This window comes from Rhodococcus sp. O3, assembly GCF_048897285.1.
Taxonomy (GTDB): Bacteria; Actinomycetota; Actinomycetes; order Mycobacteriales; family Mycobacteriaceae; genus Rhodococcus.
Genome location: NZ_JBMBTE010000001.1, coordinates 187,825 through 214,211, shown reverse-complemented (window position 1 = coordinate 214,211; position 26,387 = coordinate 187,825). Strand labels below are relative to the sequence as shown.

The window sequence follows — 26,387 nt, the reverse complement described above, 5'->3', positions numbered from 1 at the left end:
GGAACCGGCCGCCCCCGCCGCTCCCGCCCCTATCTCGGCACCCGAACCGGTCGCCGAAGCGCCGGCGCCGCCCGCCGCGGTCGCGGCTCCGTCGGGTGCCGAACTGACCGCTGTCCTGCGGTCCGCGGTCGATCCGGCCAATCCCGCATCGGTCCGCCAGTCGTACGTCGAGCGCGGCTCGGAAGCGGCGGGTGTGCTCGAACAGATCAGCGGCCGGGCCGGGCAGATGCTCGCGGTCGTGAACCCGACCGTCGTCGACCCGGTCGCGGTCGAGGGCAATACCGCCTCCGGACGACTGCAGGTGATGTTCGCCGGTGCCGCCGGTCCGCAGACCCCGCTGCGGCTGACCTTCGTGAACGACGGCTCCGGGTGGAAGCTGTCCGCGCGCAGCGTGTGCGATGTCGCGTCGTTCAACGGCTTTTCGTGTCCGCCGGGGTACGCGCGCTGACGGCACCCTCACCCGGCGAGAACAATGCGCTCCACCGCCCCACCAGGAAGCGGATCGCGACGTCCACGACGAGCGCGGCGCTGATGATCGTCAGGGCCCACGCGAACAGTTCCGGCGTCTGCAACAGCGTCCGGGCCTGCGCGATCGCGGCCCCGACACCGTCCGGCGCGGACAGCAGTTCCGCCATCACCGCGACCCGCACGGCACCGGACGCGACCGCGCCGGCCGCACCCACGATCGGCGGCAGTACCGCCGGACCGATCACGAACATGATCCGGCGGGTCCGCGAAAGACGCAGTCCCGCAGCCAGTTCCCTCAAATGCGGGTCGACGGCGCGCAGTGCCGCCGTGGTCGCGGCGGCCACCAGTGGTGTCATGACGGTCGCGGTCACCACGATCGTGATGGCGGGATCGCTGCCGAACCACAGCACCAGGCACACGATGAGCACGATCGGCGGCAGGCCCTGCAGGATCGCCCGCAGCGGTGCCAGGAATCCGTCCGCGACGGCGGACACCGAGGCGGCCCAGCCGATCAGCACTCCCACGACCAGTGCCGCGCCGGTCGCCGCCGCCGCCCGGCCCAGGGTGATCGCCAGTTCCACGGCGAGCGTTCCGTCGACGAGCAGGCCCCACCACGCGGTGAGGGTCTCGGCCGGGCTCGGCATCACGGCGGGGGAGCGGCCCAGTGACAGCTGATGCCAGCCCGCGACCAGGGCGACGATGCACGCCGCCGCGCCGAGCAGGTACCGCGGCGCGCTCACCCCGCCGAGCCCGCGTAGAACCCGTCCGCGGGCAGTTCACCTCCGACGGATGCGGGCACGGTCCCGAGCAGCGACGAGTACAGCAGTTCGGTGTCGGCACGACCCTCCGCGGCCGGCAGGTACACCGGGCGCAGGCCGGGCAGGACCCGGCCGACGACGTCTGCGGGCACCGGGATCCGCGCAGCGACCTCCGCCGCACCCCGGGCGGGCGAGGAGACGACGGACACCACCGAGGAGACGAGGTTCGCCTGCAGCGCCGCCACCAGGTCGGGGTGCGTGCGGGCCAGTTCGCCGCGCAGGACGAACCCGGCGAACGGCAGCGCCGTCGCGTCGGTGCGTTCGGTCCACAGCTGTTCGAGCCCGACCGCCTTGCCGACAGAGTCGGGGGTGTCCGCGACGACCGTGGCCAGGTGCTCGGGCAGCACCGCGTACGTCATGGATCCGCTGGTCAGGCCGGTGGCGATGTCCAGGGGGGTCGGGTGGTACTCGATCGTCACGTCCGGGTTCTCGCCGTCGTACGTCAATCCCGCGGAGTCGAGGATCTGCTGCATCGTCAGGTCGAGGATGTCCCCAGGGAAGGGAATGTGCACGACCTGCCCGCGCAGGTCGTCGAGCGTGGTCCCTTCCGGACCCATGAGCTGGACGTTGTTGCCGCTCACGGTGCCGACCAGCACAAGATCGATACCCTGGGCGCACAGGTTCGCCGCGACGTTCACGGGCATCGCGGCCAGGTCGTACCGGCCGGCGATGAAGTTGGTCCGCAGCTCCTCGGGGGTGCTCGCCGTCGAGACGGTCGTCTCCGCGATGCCCAGGTCGTCGAGCCGGGTCAGCGGCACGGCCATCGCAATGTTGTTGGCGACACCGACGTTCAGCGTGTCGGGCAGGCCCGGGACCGGATCACCCGCGGCCGGGGCGGTGCCGCACGCGGTCGCGGCCTCGTCGCTGCCGCACGAGACGAGCCCGGCGATCAGTACACCGGCGGCGGCAGCCGCGACGAGCGGACGGAACAGGAGGCGGACATGGGGTCGGTTCACGCGGATCCTTCCATCGAGGCGGGGGAGCGCAACGAACCCCGGATCGGGTTCGACGACGTGACGATCGTCCGGGGCGGCCGGAAGATCGTGGAGCAGCTCACCTTTCGGGTCGCCGCCGGAGAGATTCTGGCGCTGCTCGGTCCGTCCGGGCGCGGCAAGACCAGCGTGCTGCACGCCGGTGCCGGCCTGCTGCGTCCGGCGTCCGGGACGGTGGAGCGCCGCACCGAGGCGCAGTCCGTGCTGTTCCAGGAGGCCCGGCTGTTGCCGTGGATGAGTGTGGGACGCAACGTGCGCCTGGGCGCGCGGGACCGCTCGGTGTATTCGCTGCGCCCGTGCTCACGTGTCGACGAGGTCCTCGCCGAGGTCGGGTTGGCGGGCCATGCGGGGTCGGCGCCGTTCCGGTTGTCCGGCGGGATGCAACGCAGGGCCGCGCTGGCCCGGGTGCTGTACAGCGAGCCACAGGTGGTGTTCGCGGACGAACCGTTCGCGCATCTCGACGCGCAGTCGGCCGGTCTCGTCGCGTCGGCACTGCGCCGCCTCGCGGATTCGGGGGCTGCGGTGCTGATCACGGCCCACGAGGAGACCGCCGTGTTCCCACTCATGGGGAATTACCGTACATTATTCCTCTAAACTAAGCCTAAGCTGATTCGAGGACGACATGACCGACGACAAGACCACCGCAGCATCCGGTTCGGGAGAACTCCCCCTTGCCGAACGCGACGCCGCGCACGTGCCGGGACACTGGCTGCTCGCCCGTCTGGGCAAGCGCGTCCTGCGCCCGGGTGGCAAGGAACTGACCGAGCGGATGCTCGCCGACGCGAAACTCGCCGGCGCCGACGTCGTCGAGCTCGCTCCCGGCCTCGGCCGCACCGCTCAGGACATCGTCGCCGCCGGACCGAAGAGCTACGTCGGCATCGAATCCGACCCGCAGGCAGCCGATCTGACGCGCCGCGCGATCGCCGGCAACGGGACGGTCGTGTCCGGTGACGCCGCAGAAACCGGCCTCGACAATGCCTCGGCCGACGTCGTCGTCGGCGAGGCCATGCTGACGATGCAGACCGACAAGCACAAGGCGGAGATCGCCGCCGAGGCGCACCGCGTGCTGCGCGACGGCGGCCGCTACGTCATCCACGAACTCGCGATCGAACCGGACAACGTCGACGACGAGGTCAAGACCGAGATCCGCAAGGCGCTGGCCCGTTCCATCAAGGTCAACGCCCGCCCGCTGACCGCGCAGGAGTGGAAGGACTTGCTCGTCGAGGCCGGCTTCGAGGTCGACGTCGTCGGCTTCGCCCCGATGAAGTTGCTCGACCCGTCCCGGATCGTCGCCGACGAGGGCCTGCTCGGCACCGTGAAGTTCGTTTCGAACGTGCTCCGCGACTCGGATGCCCGCGCCCGGGTGCTGCAGATGCGGTCCACGTTCACCAAGTACCGCAACCATCTCGTCGCGATCGAGGTCGTCGCCCGCAAGAAGGCCGCCTGACCGCCCGAGGCGCACCCATTGCACGACACCGCCCCGGTGCCTCCGCGAGAGCGGAGGCGCCGGGGCGGTGTCTTGTTCTGTTACAGCGGGATTCAGCCGCGCTGGGCCTGCTTGACGAGCCCGCCGCCGATGATCAGGCGCTGGATTTCGCTGGTGCCCTCGTACAGGCGCAGCAGGCGCACGTCGCGGTAGATCCGCTCGACGGGAACCTCACGCATGTAGCCGGTGCCGCCGTGGATCTGCACGGCGAGATCGGCGACCTTGCCGACCATTTCGGTGCAGTACAGTTTCGCGACCGACGGCGCGATGCGGCGGTCGGTCTCCTCGACCCACGCCTTCGCGGCGTCGCGGACGAGCGCGCGGCCGGCCATCACTCCGGTCTGCTGATCGGCGATCATCGCCTGCACGAGCTGGAAGTTGCCGATCGGGTTGCCGCCCTGAGTTGCGGTGGCCGCGTAGGCAACCGACTCGTCGAGCGCGCGCTGCGCCTGACCGACGGACAGCGCGGCGATGTGCACGCGACCGCGGGCGAGCGAGACCATCGCGGCCTTGTAGCCGACGTCCTCGCTGCCACCGACGAGCGCGGAGTTCGGCACGCGCACATCGGTGAACGCGACGTCCGCGGTCCAGGCGCCTTCCTGGCCCATCTTGGCGTCCTTGTTGCCGACCTGCACACCCGGAGTGTCCGCGGGCACGAGGAAAACGGCGATGCCGGTGCCGTTCTCGTCGGCCGGACGGGTGCGGGCGAACACGACGAACAGGTTCGCCAGCGGCGCGTTGGTGATGAAACGCTTCTCGCCGTTGATCACCCAGTCGTCGCCGTCGCGCACGGCCTTCGTGCGCAGGCCCGAGGGGTTGGACCCGGCGCCGGGCTCGGTGAGTGCGAACGACGCGACGACCTCGCCGGACGCGATGCCCTCGAGCCACTGTGCCTTCTGCTCGTCGGTGCCGAAGTTGACGAGGACCTGTCCGGCGATGCCGTTGTTGGTGCCGAACATCGAGCGCAGCGACAGGGTGGTGTAGCCGAGTTCCATGGCCAGTTCCGCGTCCTGCTGCAGGTTCAGGCCGAGGCCGCCCCACGCCTGGGGGATCGCGTATCCGAACAGGCCCATGTCCTTCGCGGCCTGGCGGATGTCGTCCGGGATCGCGTTGGTGTCGGCGATCTCCTGTTCACGGGGCACCACCACATTGCGCACGAAGGCACGCGTCTGCGCGAGGATCTCCTGGAAGTCGTCGTCGTCGACCTCGGGGGCCGGTACGGACTTGGTGGCTGTCGACGAAGTGGTCATGGCAACAACGATCGATCGTTCCGCTCCACCTGTCCAATACGAATGGAGTATCTCCACATAGGCACTGTCGATGGTTCCGGCGGGGTCGACGGCGCGGTTCCGCCGTTATATTCGGATCATCAACTCGTGCGGACTGTCCGCACCTGCCGCTCGTGTGCCTTCCACCGATCCTCCCGGAAGGTCGCATGCCGAAAGGATTCGCATGTCTTTGCTGGAGAACCGTACTGCCGTGATCACCGGTGGCGCCCAAGGCATCGGTTTCGCGATCGCCCAGTCGTTCGTCGAGCAGGGAGCCAAGGTCGTCATCGGCGACCTCGACCTCGACGCCGCGACCGCGGCGGCCGAGAAGCTCGGTGGCCGTGACGTCGCGCGTGCCGTGAAGGCGAACGTCGTCGAGGCCGCCGACTGGGACACGCTCCTCGCCGAGGCCGTCGACGGATTCGGTTCGCTCGATGTCGTCGTCAACAACGCGGGCATCACCCGCGACGCGACGATGCGGACGATGACCGAAGAGGACTTCGACCTGGTGATCGCGGTGCACCTGAAGGGCACCTGGCACGGCACCCGCAAGGCGTCGGCGATCATGCGTGAGGCCAAGCGCGGTGCGATCGTGAACATTTCGTCGCTGTCCGGCAAGGTCGGCATGGTCGGTCAGACCAACTACTCGGCCGCGAAGGCCGGCATCGTCGGCCTGACCAAGGCCGCCGCGAAGGAGATGGCGCACCACGGTGTGCGTGTCAACGCGATCCAGCCCGGCCTGATCCGGTCCGCGATGACCGAGGCCATGCCGCAGAAGGCATGGGACCAGAAGATGAGCGAGATCCCGATGGGCCGCCCGGGCGAGGTCAACGAAATCGCTTCCGTCGCACTGTTCCTCGCCTCCGACATGTCCTCCTACATGACCGGAACGGTCCTCGAGGTCACCGGCGGCCGCTTCATGTGATCGCGTCCCGCGACGCCATCCATCTCCCTCTAGAAAGGTCATCATGCGCGACGTAGTCATCTGCGAACCGGTTCGTACCCCGATCGGCCGCTACGGCGGAATGTTCAAGTCCCTCACCGCAGTCGACCTCGGCGTTGCGGCGCTGAAGGGTCTGCTCGAGCGGACCGGGATCGCACCGGACGCGATCGAGGACGTCATCCTCGGCCACTGCAACGGCAACAGCGAGGCCCCCGCGATCGGCCGCGTCGTCGCGCTCGACGCCGGACTGCCGATCACCGTGCCGGGCATGCACATCGACCGCCGCTGCGGGTCGGGTCTGCAGGCCGTCATCCAGGCCGCGCTCCAGGTGGGCAACGGCGACAACGACGTCGTGGTCGCCGGTGGCGCCGAGTCGATGTCCAACGCCGCGTTCTACTCCGTCGACATGCGCTGGGGCGGTGCCCGCACCGGTGTGCGGATGCACGACGGCCTGGTCCGCGCTCGCGAGACGGCGGGCGGCAAGTTCTACCCGGTGCCCGGCGGCATGATCGAGACCGCGGAGAACCTGCGCCGCGAGTACTCGATCTCCCGCGCCGAGCAGGACGAGCTCGCCCTGAACTCGCACCTGCGGGCGGTCGCTGCTCAGAAGAACGGGATCCTCGCCGAGGAGATCGTCCCGGTGACCGTGACCAGCCGCAAGGGCGACCAGGTCATCGACACCGACGAGCACCCGCGCGCCGACATCAGCCTCGAGACGCTCGCCGCCCTCAAGCCGATCATGGGCAAGCAGGATTCCGAGGCGACCGTCACCGCCGGCAATGCCAGCGGCCAGAACGACGCCGCGTCGATGGCGATCGTCACCACCCCGGAGAAGGCCGCCGAGCTGGGGCTGACCCCGCTGGTGCGGATCGTCTCGTGGGGTCTGGCCGGTGTCGCGCCGAAGATCATGGGTATCGGCCCGGTCCCGGCGACCGAGAAGGCACTCGCGAAGGCGGGCATCACCCTCGCCGACGTGGACGTCATCGAGCTGAACGAGGCCTTCGCGGCCCAGGCGCTCGCCTGCACCCGCGAGTGGAAGTTCACCGAGTCGGACTTCGAGCGCACCAACATCCACGGCTCCGGCATCTCGCTGGGCCACCCGGTCGGCGCGACCGGTGGACGCATGCTCGCGACCCTCGCGCGTGAGCTGCACCGCCGCGACGGCCGCTACGCGCTCGAGACCATGTGCATCGGCGGCGGGCAGGGCCTGGCCGCGATCTTCGAGCGCGTGGCCTGATCCGACGCAGGCAGCCGGGTCAGGCGTTCGCCGACCGCACCAGGTCGACGAACGCCTGACCCACCGCCGACAACGAATCGGGATCGAACACGAGCCCGAACGCTCGGGTGAACGTGGGGTCGCAGGGCCGCACGACCGCGTGGTCCTGTGCGGATTCCGCGAGTTGCCGTTCGACGAGCGAACCACCGAGGCCGGCCAGCACCATCGGCAGCCGGGCCTCGCGATGATCGGTCACCACGCCGACGTCCAGACGCACACCGGCCCGCCGCATCGCGGAGTCGATGCTGTCACCCATCGCGCCGCCGCCGCGGGGAACCAGCACCATCGGAATGTCCGGCATGGCGGCGAGCGGCACGGGGCCGTCCGGAAGGTCGGTGCCCGGTGGATACGCGAGCCAGTACTCCTGCTCGCCGAGCTCGATCACCTCGAGTCCGTAGCCGCCTTCGATCGGGAGGTGGGACACCACGAACTCGCAGTGACCGTCACGGATGAGCGAGGCGGCGGTCTCCTCGGTGCGGAACTCCCCGAACCGGACCGCCACCTTCGGGTGGGCCTTGCGGAACTGCGCGACGAGATCGACGAGCGGGTCGATCGCCAGGGCCGGGAACACCGCCATGTCGAGACGACCGGTGATCTCTCCCTCCAGGGACGTGAACAGGTCTTCCACGCCCCCCACATCGCGCAGGATCTGGCGGCTCGGGCCGATGAGGCTGTGCCCGGCCGCGGTGAGCACCATCCCGCGCCCGATCCGGTGGAACAACTGCACGCCGAGTTCACGCTCGAGGCTGCGCAGGGCCTGCGAGACCGTCGGCTGTGCGACGCCGAGCGCGGCCGCCGCACCGTTGATGCCGTCGTTCTCCACCACGGCGAGGAAGTATTCGACCTGTCGGAATTCCATGTGCGATTACGCTCCCGTCGTCCCGTTGGTGGCGATCGCGACGAACGCGGCGGCCGCCGGTGACGGCTCCCCGGCGCGCAGCACGAGACCCACCGGCCGCGACAACGGCGGATCGAGCGACCGCACCTCGGCGGTGGGCATCTGTGCTTCGGCGACCTGCCGGGGAGCGATCGTCGCGCCGGTTCCCCGCATCACCAGTTCCCAGGTGGCCGAGGGATGCGCACAGTCGACCGCGATGTCGAGGTCCTTGCCGTCGGTGAGTTCCCCCGACTGCATCGCGTCGGTCCGGTTCGTGAGGTCGACGACCAGCGGGATCGTGGGGAGGATCGATCGCGGCACCGGATCCGGGAGACCCTCGGCGAGGTTCGGCGGCACCGCGAGCACCAGTTCCTGCTCGACCAGGGGCACGGTGATCATGCCCGCGTGTTCGACGGACAGGTCGGTCACACCGATCTCCGCCTCACCGCGCCGCAGCGCGGTGTGCACCCCGGCCGGTCCGTCGGTGGCGACCACCCGCACCAGGATGCCGGGATAGCGGCTGCGGAAGCGCCGCGCCATCTCGATGACGGGGTGGATGGAGAACGCCGAGTAGGTCACGATCTCGATGCGGCCGGCGGTGAGTTCGCGGACCGCGGCGACCTTGCTCTTCGCGCGCTCCACGTCGGCGAGGATGCGGCGGGCGCAGACCTCGAAGGACCGGCCCTCGTCGGTCAGGGACAGGCGCCGGCCGGTGCGGTCGAACAGGGTGGTGCCGAGGCGGCGTTCGAGCGTGCGGATCGCCTGCGACAGTGACGGTTGCGAGATGTAGAGGGACTGCGCGGCTTTCGTGATCCCACCGTGGTCGACGACAGCGACGAAGTAGGTCACGAGATGCAGGTCCACCCGGCTATCCTATGCGATCACGTAATCTGCCAGTTACCGGTGAACGAGGGCGGACGCTTCTCGACGAACGCACGGATCGCGCCGGGCGCGTCGGTCGCGAGGTTGACGGCCTGGGATCGGGCCTCGTTGTCGAGGGCTTCGCGCAGCGTCGACGACGAACCTTCCTCGAGCAGGCGTGCCGACAGACCCACCGCGACGGGCGGCGCCTCGGCCAGCCGGGCGGCCAACTCGATCGTTCGGGTACCGAGGTCGGCGGGTTCGACGAGTTCGGTCACCAGCCCGAGCGCGAACGCCTCCTCGGCGTCCACGATGTCGGCGAGCATGACCAGCCGCTTCGCCTGGTGCAGGCCGACGAGGCGCGGCAGGATCCAGGAGCCGCCGAAGTCCACGGACATGCCGCGGCGAGCGAAGATCTGGCTGAACTTCGCGGTACGGGACGCCACGACGACATCGCACAGCAGTGCCAGGTTCCAGCCGGCGCCGACCGCATAGCCCTCGACCGACGCGATCACCGGTTTCGAGAACTCGGCGACCGCCAGTGCCACCGAATTGATCTCCCGCATGCGCTCGAGGGGATGCATGGTGCCGCGCCGGTCCATGTCGGCGCCGCTGCAGAAGTTGCCGCCCGCGCCGGTGAGGACGACCACCCGCACCGAGTCGTCGCGCTGAAGCTCGCGGAAGGCATCCCGCAGCGCGGTCCACGACTCGAGCGTCATCGCGTTGTTGCGATCGGGGCGGTCGAGCGTGACGGTCGCGACCGCGCCGTCCCGCTCGACCGCGATGCCGGACGAACTCATTCGCCCTTCCAGACGGGTGCGCGCTTCTCGGCGAACGCGCGGGCACCTTCCTGGGCGTCGGCGGAGGCGAAGACCGGCTCGATGAACTTGCGCTGCGCGACGAACGCGTCGGGGTCGGTGTAGTTGGCGGACATCGCCACGACCTGCTTGGTCGCGCGCACGGCGAGCGGCCCGTTCGCGGCGACACGCGCGGCGAGTTCCTTCGCGACGGCCAGGGCCTCGCCCGGTTCGGTGAGGCGGTTGACGAGGCCGTGCTGGTGGGCGACCTCGGCCGTGAGCGGATCGCCGGTGATCGCCATCTCCATGGCCAGCGGGTAGGGGAGGATCTTCGGCAGGCGCAGCAGGCCACCCGCGGCGGCCGCCAGCCCACGCTTGACCTCGGGAATTCCGAACTTCGCCTCACGCGAGGCGACGATCAGGTCGGCGGACAGTGCGAGCTCGCAGCCCCCGGCCAGCGCCCAGCCCTCGACGGCGGCGATGAGAGGCTTCGTCGGGGGTGCCTCGGTGAGACCACCGAAACCGCGACCCGGGATCGACGGACGCTCACCGCGCGCGAATGCCTTCAGATCCATTCCCGCGCAGAATGTTCCGCCGGCGCCGGTGAGGATGCCGATGGTCAGGTCGGGACGCGCCTCGAACTCGTCGATCGCGGCGGCGAGCGCCTTCGAGACCTCCAGGTCGACGGCGTTCTTCGCTTCGGGCCGGTTCAGAGTGAACACGGCTACACCGTCGGAGAATTCGGTCAGGACAACGCTCATGTCAGATTTCCTTCGTGTCTGTGCGGACGAGTGACCATCGTGCGGGAACACCGCCGTCGGAACGGATCTCACCGCGGTCGGCGAGAACGATGAGGTGCGCTTGGGTTTCGCGGACGGCGAGACGCCGCAAGCGGGGGGACATCACGTCGATCGGCCGCGACCACGTGATGAGCGTGGTGACTTCCCATGCGGTGGATTCCGGGTGCGCGGCGACGGCCGAGCGGATCTCGTCGAGCCGCTCGTCGTGGTGTGCCATGAGCCGGCGAGCGCGGTCGGCGACGCCGCGGAACCGGTACTCGTGGGCCGGCAGCACCTCGCATTCGGGCAACCCGGTCGTGGCGTGCAGTGAAAGCAGGTAGCGGTGGAGTGGATTCTCCAGCTCGCCGGGACCCGACGAGATGTTCGGGCTGATCCGCGGCAGCATGTGGTCGCCGCTGAACAGCAGATCGTGGTCCCGGTCCAGGAACGCCAGGTGGCCGGGGGTGTGGCCCGGCGTCCAGACCGCTTCGATGTTCCATCCGGGCAGGTCGAGCCGGTCCCCGCCGGACAGCACGACGTCGGCGGACTCCCCGGCCGGGAACCGGACGAGTTCGAAGCGCGGTGCCTCGACGACCTCGTCCGGTGCGCCGAGATCCGTCAGGTCCACCCGCCACGCCTCGACGTCCGCGGCTACATCGGCCGGGGTGAAGTGCCCGAGCGCCGTGGCCTCGGCGGCGTGCATCGCGATGGCGGCACCGGTCGTCTCGCGCAGGCGCGGAGCCAGACCGAAATGATCCGGATGCAGATGGGTGATCGCGGCGTAGCGGACGTCGGAGATGTGGTGACCGGTTTCGGCGATGCCGTCGACCAGGGCGTTCCACGATTCCTCGGTGTCCATCCCGACGTCGACGAGGGCGAGACCGTCGTCGATCGCGAAGGCGTAGACGAGGACGTAGCGCAGCGGATTGCGGGGCATGGGAACGGGAATCGACCACAGGCCGTCCCGGATCTGCTCGACGGGCGGGAGGGTTCCGGCGGCCCAGGCCTCGCGCTGCCGCACGCCGATGTCGTCGGTGATGCTCATGGTTGTGCTCCGGACGCCCGCGTACCCAGGGTGCTGCGCAGGGTGCGCTTGAGGATCTTGCCGCTCGCGTTGCGCGGCAGTTCCGGCACGAAATGGATGTGCTGGGGCTTCTTGTAGGAGGCGAGGCGTTCGACAGTGAACTGCAGCAGCTCCGCCTCGGTGGGTACGGGGGCGCCCTCGGCGATCCGGACGACGGCGGTGACGGCCTCGCCCCACTTGTCGTCGGGCAGGCCGACGACGGCGACCTCCGCAACCGAAGGATGTTCGGCCAGAACGGATTCGACCTCGATCGGGTACACGTTCTCCCCGCCGGTGATGATCATGTCCTTCACGCGGTCGGTGACGAACAGATAGCCGTGCTCGTCGAGATGACCGGCGTCCCCGGTACGCAGAAAGCCGTCCTCGGTGAACAATTCGGCGTTCTCGGTGTCCCGCCGCCAGTATCCGACGGTGTTGTTGCGCGAGCGGCAGACGATCTCGCCGGTCGCTCCGATCGGCAGGATCTCCCCCGTCGCGATGTCCCGGATCTGCACGTCGACCCCGGGCAGCGCGGTACCGGCGGAACGCAGCAGGTAGGAACGGGGGCCGTGCGGATCGTGGTCGTCGGCGCGCAGGGCGGTGAGCGCACCGGTGGTTTCGGTCATCCCGTACCGCTGGACGAACCGGCATCCGAGGGTGTCCATCGCGCGGGCGAGTTGTGCCGGCGTGATCGGGGATGCGCCGTACGCGACGAGGTGCAGGCTCGACAGGTCGTAGTCCGCGAGATTCGGCATCTCGAGCAGCATGCCGATCGCGGACGGGACGAGGAACGCGTGGGTGACGCCGTACTCGGAGATCGCCTCGGCGACCAGTGCCGGACGCATCTCGCCGAGCAGTACCAGGTGCAGTCCGGCGGACAGGCTCGTGCTCATCCATCCGGCGCCCGCGATGTGGAACAGCGGCAGCGCATTCAGCGAGACGGAGTCGTCGCCGAACTCGTAGAGCTCGAAGTTCTCGGGCACGTTGTAGAGGTTGCGGTGCACGGACACAACGCCTTTGGGGCGTCCGGTCGTGCCCGAGGTGTAGAGCTGCAGTGCTTCGCAGTCCGGGTCGTCGCCGAAACCGGGGTCGATTCCGTCGCCGGATTCGACGAACTGCTCCCAGGACTGTGCGCCCGGAACGACCGAGGGGTCACCGACGACGACGATGCGCACGTCGGGCAGCACTCCCGCGACCGCCCGTGCGGTGTCCGCGAAGTCGGCGTCGACGACGAGGATGCCCAGCTGCGCGTCCTCTGCGATCGCGGCGGCCTCCTCCGGCGTCAGCCGCCAGTTCAGCGGGGTGAACACCAGGCCGGCCTTCGTGCAGCCGACGAACATCGCCGCGCCGGGCAGGCTCATGCGCAGCAGCGCCCCGACGCGCCCCGACGCGGACCCGATCGCCGCGAGCGCCGAGCCGACCTTGTCGGTGTACTCGTCGAACTCGCGGTACGTCAGGGTCGTCCCGCCGGCAGTCAGCGCGGGATGGTTCGGGCGCTCGGCCGCGAAGTGCCGAATGCGATTGGGAAGATGCAGCCCACTCGACAGCAGTCCACCTGACAAAGGAAGCTCCCGATCCGCGTGATCCGTCACGAACCCGGACGGGCCCGCACAGCCCAGTCGACCACCACGGTGGCCTCCACCACAAAGACGCGGCGCCGCACGAACCGTTAGGGAAGACCTATATCTCTTGCCGGCGGCACTCCAGCGACCGCACCACGGCCCGGATCCGTTCCGGATCGGACGGCCCGGCGTCGGACACGAACTGCCAGTCGGTCCGGGTCCACGGATCGACGAATCGGCCTTCATCCGAGGGGACGTGCTGGGCGGCCTCGGCGAGGATCGGATACGCCGGGCTGTCGACGTCCTCGTCCTCCGTCCCCGTGAAGATCATCGAAATCTGTTGTGTGGCAGCGAGTTGCGTCAGACGGACCAGGTGCAGGAGGTCGTCGCTGCCGTAGCCGTGCGGAAGACCGGAGACCACCAGCACCCGCGGTTCGGGGCGGTGCGCGTCGACACCCGCGGACGCGGCCAGCGAATCCAGGTCCGCGGCGTCGGCGAGACCCTTCAGCTTCGCACCCACACCCGAGACCTCGTGGACCGGCGGAGCGGCAAGGAGCGAGCCGGCGAGGTCGGTGAGCTGCCGCATCGCACCCGCCGGATCGACGACATGGAGGAGGGAACCCGGCCGCGATGCGAGCAGCCGGAGCGCGAGCGCCGACGCCACCGGGGCCGCGGCCTCGGCGTCACCGTCCACCCACAACGGCCGCCCCAGCGGCACGGGGACGCAGAACGGCACCCGCAACGGTCCGCGGTCGGGTGCCGTGACCTCACCGATCCGCACGCCGTCCGCGGCCTCACCCGGCCGCCGCCACGCGGGTGCATCCCACGAGGCGAGCGCGGCCGGTAGCGATTCTTCGAGCGCAGCCAGCTCGGCGATCAGCTGTTCGGAATCGTCGCTGTAGCGGACCTCGGCCGCGGCGACCAGCTCGTCACAGCGCCGATGCGCCCGCGCCCGGGCCTGCTCGGCAGCGTCACCGGTGCGGGCCGAGAGATCGGCGACCGCGGCGGACAGTTCCTCGTCCAGCCGGTGATGCGCGTACTCGTGCGCCTGGACGTATGCCGCGGCCGACCGGGAGGCGTCCTCGAAGATCTGCCACATCCGCACGCACGTCGCCCCGGTTTCGAGGGGCGGCACTTCCTGCGGTGCGGGCGGGGGAGCCGGCTCGGGATCGTCGACCTCGACGCCGTGCGCGGTGAACAACTCGGCCAGGCCACCCGCATAGCCCTGCCCGAGCGCGCGGATCTTCCAGTCGCCGCCGCGCCGGTAGATCTCCCAGCACAGCAGCGCCGTCTCTCCCGCGACCGGTTCGATGCGGAACGTCGCCAGCGGGGTGCCCGCAGTATCGGTGAGCGTTGTGTCCACCGGGGTGACCAGCTCGGTGCCGACGGCGCACAGCACCTTCTCCGCATCCGGCCGCACCCGCCCCGGTTCGACGACGAGTGCGTCACCGTCGAGCCGGACACCCGCGGTCTGTGGCTGGTTGTAGAACACGACGTCCTGCGACGACGCCACCTGCAGGTGCGTGTCGACGACGAGGGCGCACAGATCCAGCGGGACCGATGCGGTCGCCGTGAAGCGGACCGACGGCGCCGCGAGCGGGGCGTTCTGCCCCGCCCGGAACTCGACGGCCATCGATTACGTCGCCAGGAACCGGCCGAGTTGCGGCGCGGCCTCACCCGGATGCTTGGCCTGAATGCCCTCGCCGATCGCCTGCAGCTTCCACTCCGGTCCCTGCCGGTACACCTTCGCCATCACCATGCCGGTGAACGGCATGCCGCCCTGCAGCGTGTAGCGGGCCAGTTCGGCGTTGGTGGTGCCGTCCACGAGGCGGCAGAACGCGTTCCGGACCTGCTCGAACGTGTGGCCCTTGTACGAGGTGACGATGAACATGACGGTGTTGACGTGCGGCGGGATCCGCGTCAGGTCGACGAGCACGACCTCGTCGTCGCCGGCGCCCTCACCGGTGAGGTTGTCGCCCTGGTGCTGGATGGATCCGTCCTTCGACGTCAACTGCCCGTAGTACGCGACGTCGACGATGTTGTGGTCGGCGAACAGGACCGCCGAGGCGTCCAGGTCGATGTCCACCGACCGATTGCCGAACAGGCCGCGCTTCTCGACCGGGTCCCACCCGAGGCCCATGCGCAGGAACGTCAGCGCCACCCCGCCTTCCTTGCGCAAGGTCACCTTCTGGCCCTTGACCAGGCTGACCGGGCGGTTCTTGGTGAGGCTCACCTCGGCAGGCGGAGCGGCCGGCGCGGGGGCCTGCTGGGCGGCCGCGGGCTGGCCGTAGGGCTGGGGAGGTGCGGTCTGCGGGTACTGCGGCGCGGGTGCCGGATGACCGTACGGCTGGGGAGGTGCCTGCTGCGTGTACCGGGGCTGCGTGTACTGGGGCTGGGGCGCCGCCGGCTGGCTGTAGGGCTGAGGTGCTGCGGGCTGAGGTGCTGCGGGCTGCGGTGCCGGCTGAGCGGCAGGTGCATCGTCGACCGACACCCCGTGGTCGGTGACCAGCGCGGCGAAGCCACCGGCGTAGCCCTGACCGACGGCCCGGACCTTCCACGCACCCTGGCGACGGTACAGCTCGAGAGCGATGACGATCGATTCGCTGCTCAGGCCCTCGATGCGGTACTCGTACAACACCGCGCCGGTGGCGTCGGAGACCCGCGCGGTGGGCGGCGCGAACTGCCCGAAGGTGCTCGACGCGTCGTCGAGGGTGATCACGGCGCGGACCTGTTCGATGTCGGCGGGAACCGCACCGAGCGACACCGCCAGGGACGCCGCCTGCCCCGGAGCGCCCGGAACCAGACGCACGCCCGGACCGGTGGGCTGGTTGAAGAACACGAAGTCGGCGTCCGACCGGACCTTGCCGTCGGCCTTCACCAGCAGAGCGGACAGATCGGCCGGAGTGGTCAGCTCGAGCGAGACGACTACGTCGGAGGCGGTGATCGGGCCGTTCTGGCCCTTGGCGAGCGAAGTGGTCACGTCAATCGTCCTCACTGGATAGGCGTACACCGAAAGCGGCACTCGGTTGGGATCGGTCGAGTTCGGTCCCCACTCCGAGTTCGGTCCCCACTCTACGAACCGGACGGGAGCCGGGTGGAACCGGCAAACCAGGCGAGGATCTCCTCGCCGGCCGAGACACCCGACTCCTCGGTGACGGCGACGGTCGGATGCTGCCAGTTCAGCGCCTCGAGTTCCCCGTGGCACGGACGGATCGCGGCATCGGCCGCCTCGAGCATCGGGGCGTCGAGCGCGCCGTCGCCCGCGGCGAACACCGGCGAGTCCTCGCTGAGCACCCCGTCGGCCACGAGCCGACGGTGCACCTCGGCGACCGCGTGGCTCTTGCACACGCTGTCGGGAACCGTATAGATCTTCCGGCCCTGCTGGGAAGCACCCCAGCCGCGCACGCGGCACCACTCGTCCCACTCGACGAGGAAGTCGGCGGGCTGCGCGTCAACGTCGACGACGAGGTAGCAGAACAGGTCGTCGGCGATCCGCAGCTTGCGCACCCAGTCCGGTGAGATCCGCGCCCGTAGAGCGGTGAGCACCTCGTCGAGGCCCGCGCCGCCGGCCCGCACCGCGAGGTCGAGCCCTTCGCGCCAGGCCGGGTCCGGTTCGCCGTCGACGAGGATCGCACCACCGTTGCTGGTGATCGCGTACCGCCACGGCCCGCCCGGCAGCGTGATGCGCCGGAACTGCGCTGGGGTGCGGGTCGTGGTCGGGACGAGTTGTGCGGTCGTGCTCAGCTCCCGTAAGCGCTGCGCGGACGTTTCCGTCAGGTACGACAGCGGGGCGCCCTCGTGGTACTCGACGCACAGCAGATCGGCGCGGTCGAGCTGGGCCCGCGTCATCGCCGCCCGCGAATAGATGAGTGTGCGGTCGAGGTCCGAGGCGATGAGCGCGGTCGTCACGGTAGGTCCTTGATCAGGCCCATGCAGGAATAGGCGAGGTCGGGGACCTCCACGACCGGGACACCGCGCGCCGCGGCGAGCATCCGGATGTGCGCGTGTTCGGGGGCGTCGGCCTCGCGCACGAGAACTTTCCACGGCAGACGCCGCAGCAGCACGCGGGTCGTCTCTCCCACACCCGGTTTGACGAAGTTCACGCTGGAGATCCCGTATCGGGCCCGGATCAGTTCCACCGACGCCCAGCCCGCCCAGGTCGGGGTGCGATCGGAGTTCATGACCCGACGGGCGTCGGCGACCGCGCACTCGCGGTCGCCGAACTCCGCGCACACCGCGTCGATCAGCGTCGTCGACACGTCCTCGTCGGCGAGTTCGGCGTAGAACTTCGCGCCGTGGAACTCGCCCGGCCCGATCAGGGTGTCGTTGAGGACGGTGCGTGAGATCAACCCGGACACAGTGGAATTCAGGCATGCCGAGGCGATGAGGAAGTCGTCACGGGTGCCGTAGGTGCGCACACACTGCCCGGGGTCGGCCAGGACCGCGAGATCGTCGGACAGCGCCGGGCCACCGGCTGCCGCGTACTCGGCCAGCGCCGCGGACAACTCGCGGGCGATCGCGCCCTTGCCGGTCCACCCGTCGACGAAGACCACCGACGCCGGATCGTGCCGCGCGGTGATGTGGTCGAGCGCGGCGGCGTCGATGCCGCGGCCCCGCACGATGGATACCGCGTAGTGCGGCAACGACAGTCCGTGATGATGCTGTGCCCACCGCCGGATCAGGATGCCGACGGGCGTGCCGGCGCGGGCCAGCGACACGAGTGTCAGGTCCGGTCCGCGTTCTGCCAGAAGGAGTTCGGTGACGGTGCCGACCGCGCGCGCCAGCCGCCCGGAGGTCTCGGCAAGCACCTTGTCGAACAGTTCGCGGTACGCCGCGTTTGGCCGGTATTCCACCGGCAGCGACTCGGCGTAGTGCGCCAGCCCGGCCTGGATACGTTGCTCCCGCTCGGCGATGTCGGCTTCGAGGTCGACGTGCGAGAGGTCCTTGAGCAGCCAGGTCACGTCGTCCGGTGCGTACGACCCGAATCCGGGCCCGGTCAACGGTGCCGTCACAGCGCCTCCCTGCTGGTACGAAGCGCGACCGGGTCGGTCGCGGGAACCGTCGCGACGAGCACGTCCTCACCCGCGGCGGTGAGGACGTCGACGAGTCCTCCGGTCGCGCGGAGTCGGTCGGTGTCCGCGGGACTGTCGACCACCAGCACGAGCACGGGCGGCCGGTCGACGTCCGGCCAGTGCGCGTTGTACAGGTACCGGGGTGCCTCGGCTTCGTGCGTCTCCGGCACGTGTTCCGGTGCGAGGAAGGTGAATCCGCGGCGCAGCGGATAGCCGGGGACGTCGAGGACGTAGCCGGGGGAGCGGGTGGTGGTCTGGAACCGGGTGGGCGTGCCGCGGGTCGCGAGGGCGTCGGCGAGCCGCAGCGGCAGGTACATCAGTTCCTCGTGCCCGACGACGACGGCCGGACGACCGGGTTCGAGCGCTGCCGCGAGGGCGTCGGCGGCCGCGGCGATCGCAGCGTCGAAACCCGCGGTGTCGGTGTTCAGGAATCCGTGCCGACCCCCGTCGGGAACGGTTGCCGGCCAGGGAAGCTCGACGAACTCGGCGGTTCCGCGATGCGGTGCGCGCGGGTTCAGCATCGGATCGGGCAGTGCCGTCACGCGTTCGGTGGTGCCCTCGGGAATCACGGCCCGGCCGGACGCGAGCGACACGTGCTCGATCCGTGCGCCGAGATCACCGGCGGCCTCCGCCACCGCACGGTGGTGTTCCTCGGCGCGCATGTCGACGAGGGAGGCGATCACGTACCGGCTGCGCGGGTGGTGCCGGTGCAGCGCGCGAATGGCATCGAGTGCGGTTGTCCCGGTAGAGATCTCGTCGTCGACGAGAACGAGCGGCGCCGAGTTCGCGAACAGGTCCGGGGAGGTCGGCTGGAGCAGGTGGAAGGTCGCGTGGGAGTGTCCCTCCTCGAAACCCGCGAACGTGTCGGCGCCCGGAACGTCGCGGCGGGTGGAATGCAGGTAGCAGGCCGCGCCGATGCGCGCGGCCACACAATGCCCCAGGCCCGTCGCGGTCTCGGCGAAGCCCAGGACGACTGCCGTCGACGCATCCTCGCCGAGCAGTTCGGCCACCAAATCGCCGAGCCGGTCGCCGGCGGCGATCACGACCGCGGGATCGGTCGGCACGTGCTTGCCGAGCACGGTGGACACCAGCAGGTGCGCACGGCGCGGATTGCGGCGCAGCCCGGGCCGGACCAACTCCGGCACCCGGTACCCGGTGGCCGAATCGTGGTGGTACAGCGTCAGGCCGAATTCTTCTGTCGCCCAGGGAATCCGAACGTCCTCGGTGACGCCGGCCGGAGCGGCGGCGCTCACCGGTCCACCAATGCGGTCAGCAGGTCCACGAACGTGACTCCTTTGTTGGTGACACCGAACACCGACGCGCGCAGCACCGTCTGCTGCGCCCACGTGCGGTGCGGGCGGCGTTCGTTCATCTTGTTGCGATATCCGGAGGCGCGGACGCCGCCGGTGTCGCCGCCGAGGATGTCGACGGCGTCGTGGTATTCCTCGTGGGTCACCGCGGACAGTGCGTGCACCGCGGCAACGTGCGACGGATGGATCACCGTCTTGCCCTGGATGCCGTTGGCCCGGTCCAGCGCGATCTCCCGGAGCAGCCCGTCGAGGTCGCGGCTCACGAGCTGCTGGCGGAACAGCACCGCATCGTGTTCCTCGAACGGGGTGGCCCGAAGCATCGGCCGGAACATGCGTTCGTGATCGGCGAAGTACTCCCACACCGGACCGGTGATGACGAACCCGGTGCCGTCGGTGCGGCCCAGGTAGTTGACGACATCGGCGATGACGTCGACGACGACCCGCACGTCGTAGATCGTCAGGTCGCGATCGCGCCGGATCCCGAACGTGCCGCACATGTCGGTCGCGCCGATCCGCACGGCCAGCACCCGCTGCCGGTGCTCGGCGAGCAGCGCCGACACGGCCTGCAGTTCGTGGTCGCGGGTCTGACGATGGACGAGTTCGCTGGACTCGAGCACCGGCATCGCGTACAGGTGCTTCCCGAGCCGTTCCGACGCCGCGGCGACCGCCTCGAGGAACGCGCCCCCGGTGCGCGCTCCGAACTTCGGCAACACGAAGCCGGTGAGGGCACCGACCCCCGCGCCGAGCTCGGCGGCGATGCGTTCGACGCCGTCGGGTGTGCGCACCCGGACGAACAGCAGCATGCCCGCCGCATCCGTCCCGGCCAGCCGGTCGAGGGTATCGACGGTGTTGCGCAGCCCTTCCTCCACCTCGTCGTCGGCGACGGCGTCCTCCAGATCCAGAACCATCGAGGTGACCCCTTCGGCGGCGCGGCGCAGCACGGTCGCGGCCAGATCCGGGCGGGTCGCCGGTACGTAGAGGGTTGCACCGAGCGCGAGCGCCAGGCGTTCACGGTCGTCGCTGTCGTCGAACGGTTGGGGGTGGTGGAGGAACAAGGTGTCCCGTGTAGCCGGATCCAGGTGACGGAAGTGGCATGTGCCACGCACCTGCGTGAAGGTCCCCCCGCTCATGGGCTGTCCGTCCGTCCTCTCATTCGTTGCACCACCCCGGTGATGAAGTCCGTCACCGCGTCCAGATCGCGCACGTACGCCCAGTAGTCCGGGTGGATTCCTGTCAGCGAATCGACGGCTCTGTCGATCCGGGCGAGTTGTGCGTCGAGTACCGAGCCCCATTCTGCGGTCAATCCACGCTGCACCGCGAGGTGCTGCGCGTCACGCAGTCGGAAGCGCACGGCGTCGACCTTCGCTCCTGGATTCTCCCGTACGGCGCGCAGTGTTGCGAGTCGGCCGGTGACGGCGTCGACGTTGTGTTCGGCGACCGACAATTGCGAGCGTGCTGCGTTGGCGTGATCGAGGGCCTCCTCGGGCCGGCCGGCCGACAACGCGGCGCGTGCCGCGACCAGGCTCTCCTCGGCTTTCGCGAGCATTTCGGTGGCGCGCCGGTCGTTGCCGGTCAGGTCGGCGGAACTGGCAGCGTTGAACTCGCGCAACAGCGCCGAGTAGGCCGGTGCGAGACCCTCGAGCCGGGTGCGGACCGCACCGATCCGTGTGGTCACGGACGCGACGGTGTTCCGGGCCCGCTCCGCCTGCGCGGGTGCCTCGTCCAGGGCCGCTCGCAGCGCCGCCGTCGCCTGTTCGACCTGCCCGGCCTGCTTCCGGATCGCGCCCGCCCCGGCAGCGGCCCCGAGCGCGGCCAGCGCGGCGTCCAGCGCTCCCGCCGCGGCCCGGACCGACGGATAGTCGGCGAACACTGTATTCTCCGGCGACTGCAGTGCCTGCGCGACGGCGTGCGCCGCGGTGCGGGCCCGGTGCGCAAGTTGTGGTGTGGCCGCAGCGACGGCCATCGCGTGTTCGAGATGCGCGCGATGGGCCCCGTAGAAGTCGTCCAGAGTTCTTGTCGCGGAACCGATCCGATGGATCGCCTGCTCGTACTCGGCGGCGCTCGCCAGGGGCTGCTCCGGTTCGGTGCGGGCGAGTCGGAGGTAGAACTCGGCGGCGTCGTAACACGCTTCGCGGATCGGTGTCCACATGCGGATCAGGCCACGCTCGGGTTCCAGTTCGTGCGACGCGGTGACCGCGGCTTCGGCGACCGACTGCCGCCGGTCCATGTCGAGGAAGGCCGCCACCATCGTGTCGTGGGCGTGCCGGGCTGCCGGATCCTCGGTAGGCCCACCCCCGAAGAGTCGGCGCGTGAATCGGCTCGCCACGACCCGAATGGTACTGGTCGCTCCGCCCGGGCCGCGGGTCGGCGAGGAGGCTGGGAGCGTAGCTATGGATATCCGTTTAGGCTGGAGAGAACACGCGCAAATCGGGCGGGTCCGTTCGGGCCCGCCGACCCACGATCGAAAGGACCCCGCATGGGCGTCAGCTTGACCAAGGGCGGAAACGTTTCCCTCACCAAGGAAGCGCCGAACCTGACCGCTGTGGCCGTCGGCCTCGGCTGGGATGTCCGCACGACGACCGGCACCGACTTCGACCTCGACGCCAGCGCGATCGCCACCGGTGCCGACAAGAAGGTCGTTTCCGACCAGCACTTCGTGTTCTTCAACAACCTGAAGTCGCCCGACGGCTCGATCGAGCACGCCGGCGACAACCGCACCGGTGAGGGCGAGGGCGACGACGAGGTCATCAACGTCGACCTCGCGGCGGTCCCGGCGAACATCGACAGCATCTTCTTCCCGGTGTCGATCTACGACGCCGAGACCCGCAGCCAGTCGTTCGGTCAGGTCCGCAACGCCTACATCCGCGTCGTCGACCGCGCGAACGGCAACGAACTGGCCCGCTACGACCTCACCGAGGACGCCTCCACCGAGACCGCCATGGTGTTCGGTGAGCTCTACCGGCACGGCGCCGAGTGGAAGTTCCGCGCCATCGGCCAGGGCTACGCGTCCGGCCTGGCGGGTATCGCCCGCGACTACGGCGTGAACGTCTAGACCGTACGCTGGACCCGATCCGGTCCCGGTCGTCCGTGCCGGGACCGGATCGTTGTGTATTGCAGTACCTCGCTGCATCGACCTGACTACTGACAAGAAAGGCCGCAGTCGTGTTACTGCGAATATTCGGGGCGTCGTTCGCCGTCACCGTCGTCTCCCTGGTCGTCGCCTTCTTCTACGGCGGCCCCCAAGCTCTGTTCCTCTGCGTCATCCTCGGCATCCTCGAGGTCTCGCTCTCGTTCGACAACGCGGTCATCAACGCGACCGTGCTGCAGCGGATGAGCGATTTCTGGCAGAAGATCTTCCTCACCGTCGGCATCCTCGTCGCCGTGTTCGGCATGCGCCTGGTGTTCCCGCTGGTCATCGTGTGGGCCGCGTCGGGACTCGGGCCCGTCGAGGCGCTGAGACTCGCCCTGAATCCGCCGGCCGACGGGGCCGCGTACTTCCCCGACGGCAGCCCCAGCTACGAAACGCTCATCACCGACGCGCATCCGCAGATCGCTGCGTTCGGCGGCATGTTCCTGTTGATGTTGTTCCTGCACTTCATCTTCGAGGAACGCGAAATCAAGTGGCTGCAGTGGATCGAGCGCCCCCTCGCGAAGGCCGGCAAGCTCGACCAGCTCGAGGTCGTCGTCGCGTCGGCGCTGCTGCTGATCACGGCGACGGTCATCGCGCCCGACGACAAGGTGTCGACGGTGATGATCGCCGGCGTGCTGGGCATGATCACCTACATCGCGGTCAACGGGCTCGGCGAGATGTTCCACATCCCCGAGGAGGGCGAGGAGGAGTCCACGGGCGGGCCGTCGGGTCTGGCCAAGGCCACCGGTAAGGCCGGCTTCTTCCTGTTCCTCTACCTCGAGGTTCTCGACGCCTCGTTCTCGTTCGACGGCGTCATCGGCGCGTTCGCGATCACGTCCGACCCGATCATCATCGCCCTGGGCCTCGGCTTCATCGGCGCGATGTTCGTCCGGTCGATCACGATCTTCCTGGTGCGCAAGGGCACGCTGTCGGAGTACGTGTACCTCGAGCACGGCGCCCACTGGGCGATCGGTGCGCTCGCGCTGATCCTGCTGTACTCGATCGGCACGCACGTCCCCGAGATCGTGACCGGCCTCGTCGGTATCGCTCTGATCGGCGCGGCATTCGCCTCCAGCATCTACCGCAACCGCAAGGAGAGGGCACGAGAGGCAGCCACCGCCTCCTGACCCGGGCTCCCGCACCCCACGGTGAAGGGCACGTTCGACCGGTTCGACCGGTTGGACGTGCCCTTCACCCGTTTCGGGGCCGGCCGTCACCGAGTGTCGTACGAACATATGAACATCGGTCTTCCCGGCCGCATCACCCCGTGTTTCACCCTCTCCCGCGGTTAACGGAGACGAGGCGAACGTCGACCTTGCTGCTGAGTACAACGCGCTGCCCTTCCGGCCGGTGAAGCCGAGAGGCCGGATCACGCGTGTGGCAGTGACGTTTCTCCGAAATGCCGCGGCACCTGCGAATCCGTGTCTCGGGACCGGAGGCGCGCGCTGCCGTCGTGTGCGGGGCGGAACGTATCGCAAGGAGATGTGGACACGATGGTGCTGGATACGGTTGCCGACGACCTCCGCGTATTGCGGAAAGCGGAAGTACGCCTCGCGGAGGCGCACGAGCTGGCCCGGTGGGACGAACTCATCGGCGCGAACCCCGACGGTGGCTCGGTCTGGCGTGGCCGGGAGTACTCCGAACACGAACGGGTCCTGGGCTTCACCCCGGTCTATCTGATGGTCGACGACATCGCCTGCACCGTGCTCGAGCGCCGCATCCCGCTGCTGGGGCGGCTGTGGCATCTGCCGGCGGGACCGGGCGTACTCGACGTCACGACCCTCATGCGGGTGTCCGATGCGTTGGCGGAGTTCGCGGCCGAGCAGGGTGTGTTCACCGTGCGGATCGAACCTCTGATCCGCGACGATGCCGCCGAGCGGGAGCGCCTGCTCGCGGCCGGGTATCGGCGCGTGCCGGGCTGGGCGCCGTCGAACACGATCGTCGTGGACATCACCGGATCGGAGGACGACGTGCTGGCCCGGTTCGGGCAGCGGGCACGCCGCTGGATCCGCAAGGCCGCCCGGGTCGGTGTCGTCGTCGAACGGGTCGAGGCGACCGACGAGAACTGCCGAGTTCTCTACGATCTGCTGACCGCCACGGCCGACGGCCGGTTCCCGATCCGGGCCTTCGAGCATGTCCGGAGCATGTACCAGCGGCTGCAGGCCAGTGGTAACGGCCAGTTGTTCCTCGCGCGTCTCGACGGGCGGGTCGTGGCAGGCGCCTACGCGATGCTCGTGGGTGAGAACGCTCTGTACCTGACCGGGGCGTCGGTGCGGAAAGAGCCGGGCCGGTCCGAGGAGAACGGGCTCGGCGCGCACGGCGTCGGTCACGCGGTGCAGTGGGAACTGATGCGGTGGGCGCGCGAACACGGGGCGGTGCGGTACGACATGTGCGGGACCCCGCCGTCGGCGGAGGCGGACGATCCGGCACATCCGCTGCACGGCGTCGGCCAGTTCAAGTTGAGTTTCAACAAGACCATCATCGACTACATCGGCGCCTACGACGTGCCGGCACGACGGATCCGGGCGAATCTCCTGTACGGCTACGAGCGGATCCTGATCGCGGCGGCGGGACATCCGTTGTTCCGCAGGTTCCTCACCTGACCGGATGACGTCGTCGCCGCGGGAAGGCTGTCGGTCGCGGGAACGCTTCGGAGTCAGGGAGTTCGGAACACTCCCTCACGCAGAAGTGTTTCCGCGTCGGCGAAAGCGCGGGCGCGGCGCGTGATGGTGGGCGCGCCCGGCGGGTTGCCGTTCCACTGGTCGAACAGTGTGCTCAGGCTCAACACCAGCCGTTCGGGTGCATGCCACGAACTCCATCGTTCGAAGTCGTTGCTGCGCGCGATCTCTCGCGCCGCCTGTCGCACGGAGATTCCGCGCGCGTGGTGAACGCGGCCGATGTCGCGGAGCCACAACCAGTAGTCGCGGACCGCGCGCAGGTCGTCTACGGTCCCGGTCGATCCGTGACCGGGAACGTACACGGCGGCGTCCCACCCGATGAGGCGATCGAGGGCGGCGAGCCAGTTGTCGAGCGGGCCGTTCCACAGGATCGGGGTGGATCCGACCCACAAGAGGTCGCCGGTGAACACCACGCCCGCGTCGGACACGTGCACGACGACGTCGCCCGCGGTGTGGCACGGGCCGAGGCGCTCGAGATCGACCGTGCGATCGCCGATCGTCAGCCGGTGTGTCGTGTCGAAGGTGCGGTCCGGCAAACGCGGTGTGCGACGGGGGAATCGGGCTCCCGCTCGCACCCGTGCCGAGTAGGCCACGGCCGCACCCACCGGCCCCGGCACGCGGCCGATCAACTCGCCGACGGCCGCCAATGCCCTCAATCCGGCGGGTGGCAGGTCCTCGTGCATCGCGTCCAGCGCCGCCGCGCTGGTGGTGATCCGCGCCGTCGGGGGCAGTGTGTCGTTGCCCCACCAGTGATCTCCGTCGGAATGGGTGTTGACCGCTTCCGTGACGGGAGCGTCGGCGACGAGCGGTCGCTGTACGTCGGAAATGCGCTCGGCCCACGCCACATCCCAGACGGTGTCCACGACCAGGGATGCCGCGCCGGGGGAGACGACGAGCCCGGTGTTTGTTTCGCCCCATCCGCCGCCCGGGCGCACGAACGCCCACACCGCGTCGCCGATCTGTGTCAGACCACCGTGTTCCATATCCGTCCCCCACTCTGTTGGACC

24 protein-coding genes and 1 pseudogene are annotated in these 26,387 nt (G+C 69.5%); 8 read left to right on the top strand and 17 right to left on the bottom strand.

Translation table 11 applies throughout. The annotated features are described in order from the left end of the window. A pseudogene (locus ACN675_RS01005) lies at positions 1–448 on the top strand (hypothetical protein); the annotation flags it as partial. On the opposite strand, the gene ACN675_RS01000 reads toward ACN675_RS01005, so the two are convergent. After that, positions 411–1,208: an ABC transporter permease gene (locus tag ACN675_RS01000; RefSeq protein WP_420749122.1), complete on the bottom strand. Its 798-nt coding sequence runs from the start codon at positions 1,206–1,208 to the stop codon at positions 411–413. The pseudogene ACN675_RS01005 and the gene ACN675_RS01000 sit on opposite strands and share 38 nt — an antisense overlap. Further along, the gene (locus ACN675_RS00995; RefSeq protein ID WP_420749121.1) at positions 1,205–2,242 is read right to left on the bottom strand and encodes an ABC transporter substrate-binding protein; all 1,038 of its coding nucleotides are present in this window, start codon (positions 2,240–2,242) and stop codon (positions 1,205–1,207) included. The genes ACN675_RS01000 and ACN675_RS00995 overlap by 4 nt, the downstream gene beginning before the upstream one ends. On the opposite strand from ACN675_RS00995, the gene ACN675_RS00990 reads away from it, so the two are divergent. Both ACN675_RS00990 and ACN675_RS00985 read left to right on the top strand, forming a co-directional pair. Further along, positions 2,228–2,872 (top strand): ATP-binding cassette domain-containing protein, encoded by a 645-nt coding sequence (locus ACN675_RS00990; RefSeq protein ID WP_420749120.1) that lies wholly within the window; start codon positions 2,228–2,230, stop codon positions 2,870–2,872. The genes ACN675_RS00995 and ACN675_RS00990 overlap by 15 nt on opposite strands. 28 nt (positions 2,873–2,900) lie before the next feature. Continuing rightward, positions 2,901–3,725 (top strand): methyltransferase domain-containing protein, encoded by an 825-nt coding sequence (locus tag ACN675_RS00985; RefSeq protein ID WP_420749119.1) that lies wholly within the window; start codon positions 2,901–2,903, stop codon positions 3,723–3,725. A gap of 92 nt (positions 3,726–3,817) precedes the next feature. Here ACN675_RS00985 and ACN675_RS00980 read toward each other — a convergent pair whose 3' ends face one another. After that, entirely contained in the window at positions 3,818–5,014 is a 1,197-nt protein-coding gene (locus ACN675_RS00980; protein WP_420749118.1) for an acyl-CoA dehydrogenase family protein, read from the bottom strand. Positions 5,015–5,216: 202 nt separating this feature from the next. Between ACN675_RS00980 and fabG the strand changes: the two genes are divergently transcribed. Then, complete coding sequence (fabG, locus tag ACN675_RS00975; protein ID WP_420749117.1) at positions 5,217–5,957, top strand: 3-oxoacyl-ACP reductase FabG; 741 nt, start codon at positions 5,217–5,219, stop codon at positions 5,955–5,957. Between the two features lie 43 nt (positions 5,958–6,000). After that, positions 6,001–7,212, top strand: a complete 1,212-nt coding sequence (locus ACN675_RS00970; RefSeq protein WP_420749116.1) for an acetyl-CoA C-acetyltransferase — start codon at positions 6,001–6,003, stop codon at positions 7,210–7,212. A gap of 19 nt (positions 7,213–7,231) precedes the next feature. Here ACN675_RS00970 and ACN675_RS00965 read toward each other — a convergent pair whose 3' ends face one another. The 13 genes from ACN675_RS00965 to ACN675_RS00905 all read right to left on the bottom strand — a co-directional run bounded on the left by ACN675_RS00965 (position 7,232) and on the right by ACN675_RS00905 (position 21,820). Continuing rightward, positions 7,232–8,110, bottom strand: a complete 879-nt coding sequence (locus tag ACN675_RS00965; RefSeq protein ID WP_420749115.1) for a LysR family transcriptional regulator — start codon at positions 8,108–8,110, stop codon at positions 7,232–7,234. 6 nt (positions 8,111–8,116) lie between these two features. Then, positions 8,117–8,992, bottom strand: coding sequence for a LysR family transcriptional regulator (locus ACN675_RS00960; RefSeq protein ID WP_420749114.1), 876 nt, complete (start codon positions 8,990–8,992; stop codon positions 8,117–8,119). 17 nt (positions 8,993–9,009) lie between these two features. Beyond that, positions 9,010–9,789, bottom strand: a complete 780-nt coding sequence (locus ACN675_RS00955; RefSeq protein ID WP_420749113.1) for an enoyl-CoA hydratase/isomerase family protein — start codon at positions 9,787–9,789, stop codon at positions 9,010–9,012. Continuing rightward, a complete protein-coding gene (locus ACN675_RS00950) occupies positions 9,786–10,547 on the bottom strand; it encodes a crotonase/enoyl-CoA hydratase family protein (RefSeq protein WP_197251068.1) in 762 nt (253 codons plus the stop codon). Before ACN675_RS00950 ends, ACN675_RS00955 begins: the two co-directional genes overlap by 4 nt. Before the next feature lies 1 nt (position 10,548). Beyond that, on the bottom strand, positions 10,549–11,610 hold the full coding sequence (locus ACN675_RS00945; protein ID WP_420749112.1) for an MBL fold metallo-hydrolase: 1,062 nt from the start codon (positions 11,608–11,610) through the stop codon (positions 10,549–10,551). Next, positions 11,607–13,190 carry an AMP-binding protein gene (locus tag ACN675_RS00940; RefSeq protein WP_420749111.1) on the bottom strand — a complete coding sequence of 528 codons (1,584 nt, stop codon included), beginning with the start codon at positions 13,188–13,190 and terminating at the stop codon, positions 11,607–11,609. The genes ACN675_RS00945 and ACN675_RS00940 overlap by 4 nt, the downstream gene beginning before the upstream one ends. A 118-nt stretch (positions 13,191–13,308) precedes the next feature. Beyond that, positions 13,309–14,823 carry a TerD family protein gene (locus tag ACN675_RS00935; RefSeq protein ID WP_420749110.1) on the bottom strand — a complete coding sequence of 505 codons (1,515 nt, stop codon included), beginning with the start codon at positions 14,821–14,823 and terminating at the stop codon, positions 13,309–13,311. 3 nt (positions 14,824–14,826) lie between these two features. Continuing rightward, positions 14,827–16,170, bottom strand: coding sequence for a TerD family protein (locus tag ACN675_RS00930; protein WP_420749109.1), 1,344 nt, complete (start codon positions 16,168–16,170; stop codon positions 14,827–14,829). 92 nt (positions 16,171–16,262) lie between these two features. Continuing rightward, the gene (locus ACN675_RS00925) at positions 16,263–17,039 is read right to left on the bottom strand and encodes an HAD family hydrolase (RefSeq protein WP_420749132.1); all 777 of its coding nucleotides are present in this window, start codon (positions 17,037–17,039) and stop codon (positions 16,263–16,265) included. 56 nt (positions 17,040–17,095) lie between these two features. Continuing rightward, positions 17,096–18,202, bottom strand: a complete 1,107-nt coding sequence (locus ACN675_RS00920) for a cysteine protease StiP family protein (protein ID WP_420749108.1) — start codon at positions 18,200–18,202, stop codon at positions 17,096–17,098. Then, a complete protein-coding gene (locus ACN675_RS00915; RefSeq protein WP_420749107.1) occupies positions 18,199–19,515 on the bottom strand; it encodes a phosphoribosyltransferase family protein in 1,317 nt (438 codons plus the stop codon). Before ACN675_RS00915 ends, ACN675_RS00920 begins: the two co-directional genes overlap by 4 nt. After that, positions 19,512–20,702 carry an HpcH/HpaI aldolase/citrate lyase family protein gene (locus ACN675_RS00910; RefSeq protein WP_420749106.1) on the bottom strand — a complete coding sequence of 397 codons (1,191 nt, stop codon included), beginning with the start codon at positions 20,700–20,702 and terminating at the stop codon, positions 19,512–19,514. The genes ACN675_RS00915 and ACN675_RS00910 overlap by 4 nt, the downstream gene beginning before the upstream one ends. After that, entirely contained in the window at positions 20,699–21,820 is a 1,122-nt protein-coding gene (locus ACN675_RS00905; RefSeq protein ID WP_420749131.1) for a hypothetical protein, read from the bottom strand. Before ACN675_RS00905 ends, ACN675_RS00910 begins: the two co-directional genes overlap by 4 nt. A gap of 228 nt (positions 21,821–22,048) precedes the next feature. Here ACN675_RS00905 and ACN675_RS00900 point away from each other — a divergent pair, with 228 nt between their 5' ends. The 3 genes from ACN675_RS00900 to ACN675_RS00890 all read left to right on the top strand — a co-directional run bounded on the left by ACN675_RS00900 (position 22,049) and on the right by ACN675_RS00890 (position 25,305). Next, positions 22,049–22,624, top strand: a complete 576-nt coding sequence (locus ACN675_RS00900) for a TerD family protein (protein ID WP_420749105.1) — start codon at positions 22,049–22,051, stop codon at positions 22,622–22,624. Positions 22,625–22,734: 110 nt separating this feature from the next. Further along, positions 22,735–23,829 (top strand): DUF475 domain-containing protein, encoded by a 1,095-nt coding sequence (locus ACN675_RS00895; protein ID WP_420749104.1) that lies wholly within the window; start codon positions 22,735–22,737, stop codon positions 23,827–23,829. Between the two features lie 366 nt (positions 23,830–24,195). After that, on the top strand, positions 24,196–25,305 hold the full coding sequence (locus tag ACN675_RS00890) for a lipid II:glycine glycyltransferase FemX (protein ID WP_420749103.1): 1,110 nt from the start codon (positions 24,196–24,198) through the stop codon (positions 25,303–25,305). Positions 25,306–25,358: 53 nt separating this feature from the next. Here the strand turns inward: ACN675_RS00890 and ACN675_RS00885 are convergent, their stop codons facing one another. Then, on the bottom strand, positions 25,359–26,363 hold the full coding sequence (locus tag ACN675_RS00885; RefSeq protein WP_420749102.1) for an MBL fold metallo-hydrolase: 1,005 nt from the start codon (positions 26,361–26,363) through the stop codon (positions 25,359–25,361). Positions 26,364–26,387: the final 24 nt, after the last annotated feature.

Bases quoted from the DNA above. Each gene is read 5' to 3' on its own strand.
- ACN675_RS00970 (WP_420749116.1), top strand. From the start codon at position 6,001: ATGCGCGACGTAGTCATCTGCGAACCGGTTCGTACCCCGATCGGCCGC.
- ACN675_RS00910 (WP_420749106.1), bottom strand. From the start codon at position 20,702: ATGAGCGGGGGGACCTTCACGCAGGTGCGTGGCACATGCCACTTCCGT.
- ACN675_RS00945 (WP_420749112.1), bottom strand. From the start codon at position 11,610: ATGAGCATCACCGACGACATCGGCGTGCGGCAGCGCGAGGCCTGGGCC.
- fabG (WP_420749117.1), top strand. From the start codon at position 5,217: ATGTCTTTGCTGGAGAACCGTACTGCCGTGATCACCGGTGGCGCCCAA.
- ACN675_RS00900 (WP_420749105.1), top strand. From the start codon at position 22,049: ATGGGCGTCAGCTTGACCAAGGGCGGAAACGTTTCCCTCACCAAGGAA.
- ACN675_RS00990 (WP_420749120.1), top strand. From the start codon at position 2,228: ATGGGGTCGGTTCACGCGGATCCTTCCATCGAGGCGGGGGAGCGCAAC.
- ACN675_RS00965 (WP_420749115.1), bottom strand. From the start codon at position 8,110: ATGGAATTCCGACAGGTCGAATACTTCCTCGCCGTGGTGGAGAACGAC.
- ACN675_RS00935 (WP_420749110.1), bottom strand. From the start codon at position 14,823: ATGGCCGTCGAGTTCCGGGCGGGGCAGAACGCCCCGCTCGCGGCGCCG.
- ACN675_RS00890 (WP_420749103.1), top strand. From the start codon at position 24,196: ATGGTGCTGGATACGGTTGCCGACGACCTCCGCGTATTGCGGAAAGCG.
- ACN675_RS00885 (WP_420749102.1), bottom strand. From the start codon at position 26,363: ATGGAACACGGTGGTCTGACACAGATCGGCGACGCGGTGTGGGCGTTC.
- ACN675_RS00905 (WP_420749131.1), bottom strand. From the start codon at position 21,820: ATGGTGGCGGCCTTCCTCGACATGGACCGGCGGCAGTCGGTCGCCGAA.
- ACN675_RS00950 (WP_197251068.1), bottom strand. From the start codon at position 10,547: ATGAGCGTTGTCCTGACCGAATTCTCCGACGGTGTAGCCGTGTTCACT.
- ACN675_RS00925 (WP_420749132.1), bottom strand. From the start codon at position 17,039: ATGACGCGGGCCCAGCTCGACCGCGCCGATCTGCTGTGCGTCGAGTAC.
- ACN675_RS00980 (WP_420749118.1), bottom strand. From the start codon at position 5,014: ATGACCACTTCGTCGACAGCCACCAAGTCCGTACCGGCCCCCGAGGTC.
- ACN675_RS00955 (WP_420749113.1), bottom strand. From the start codon at position 9,789: ATGAGTTCGTCCGGCATCGCGGTCGAGCGGGACGGCGCGGTCGCGACC.
- ACN675_RS00985 (WP_420749119.1), top strand. From the start codon at position 2,901: ATGACCGACGACAAGACCACCGCAGCATCCGGTTCGGGAGAACTCCCC.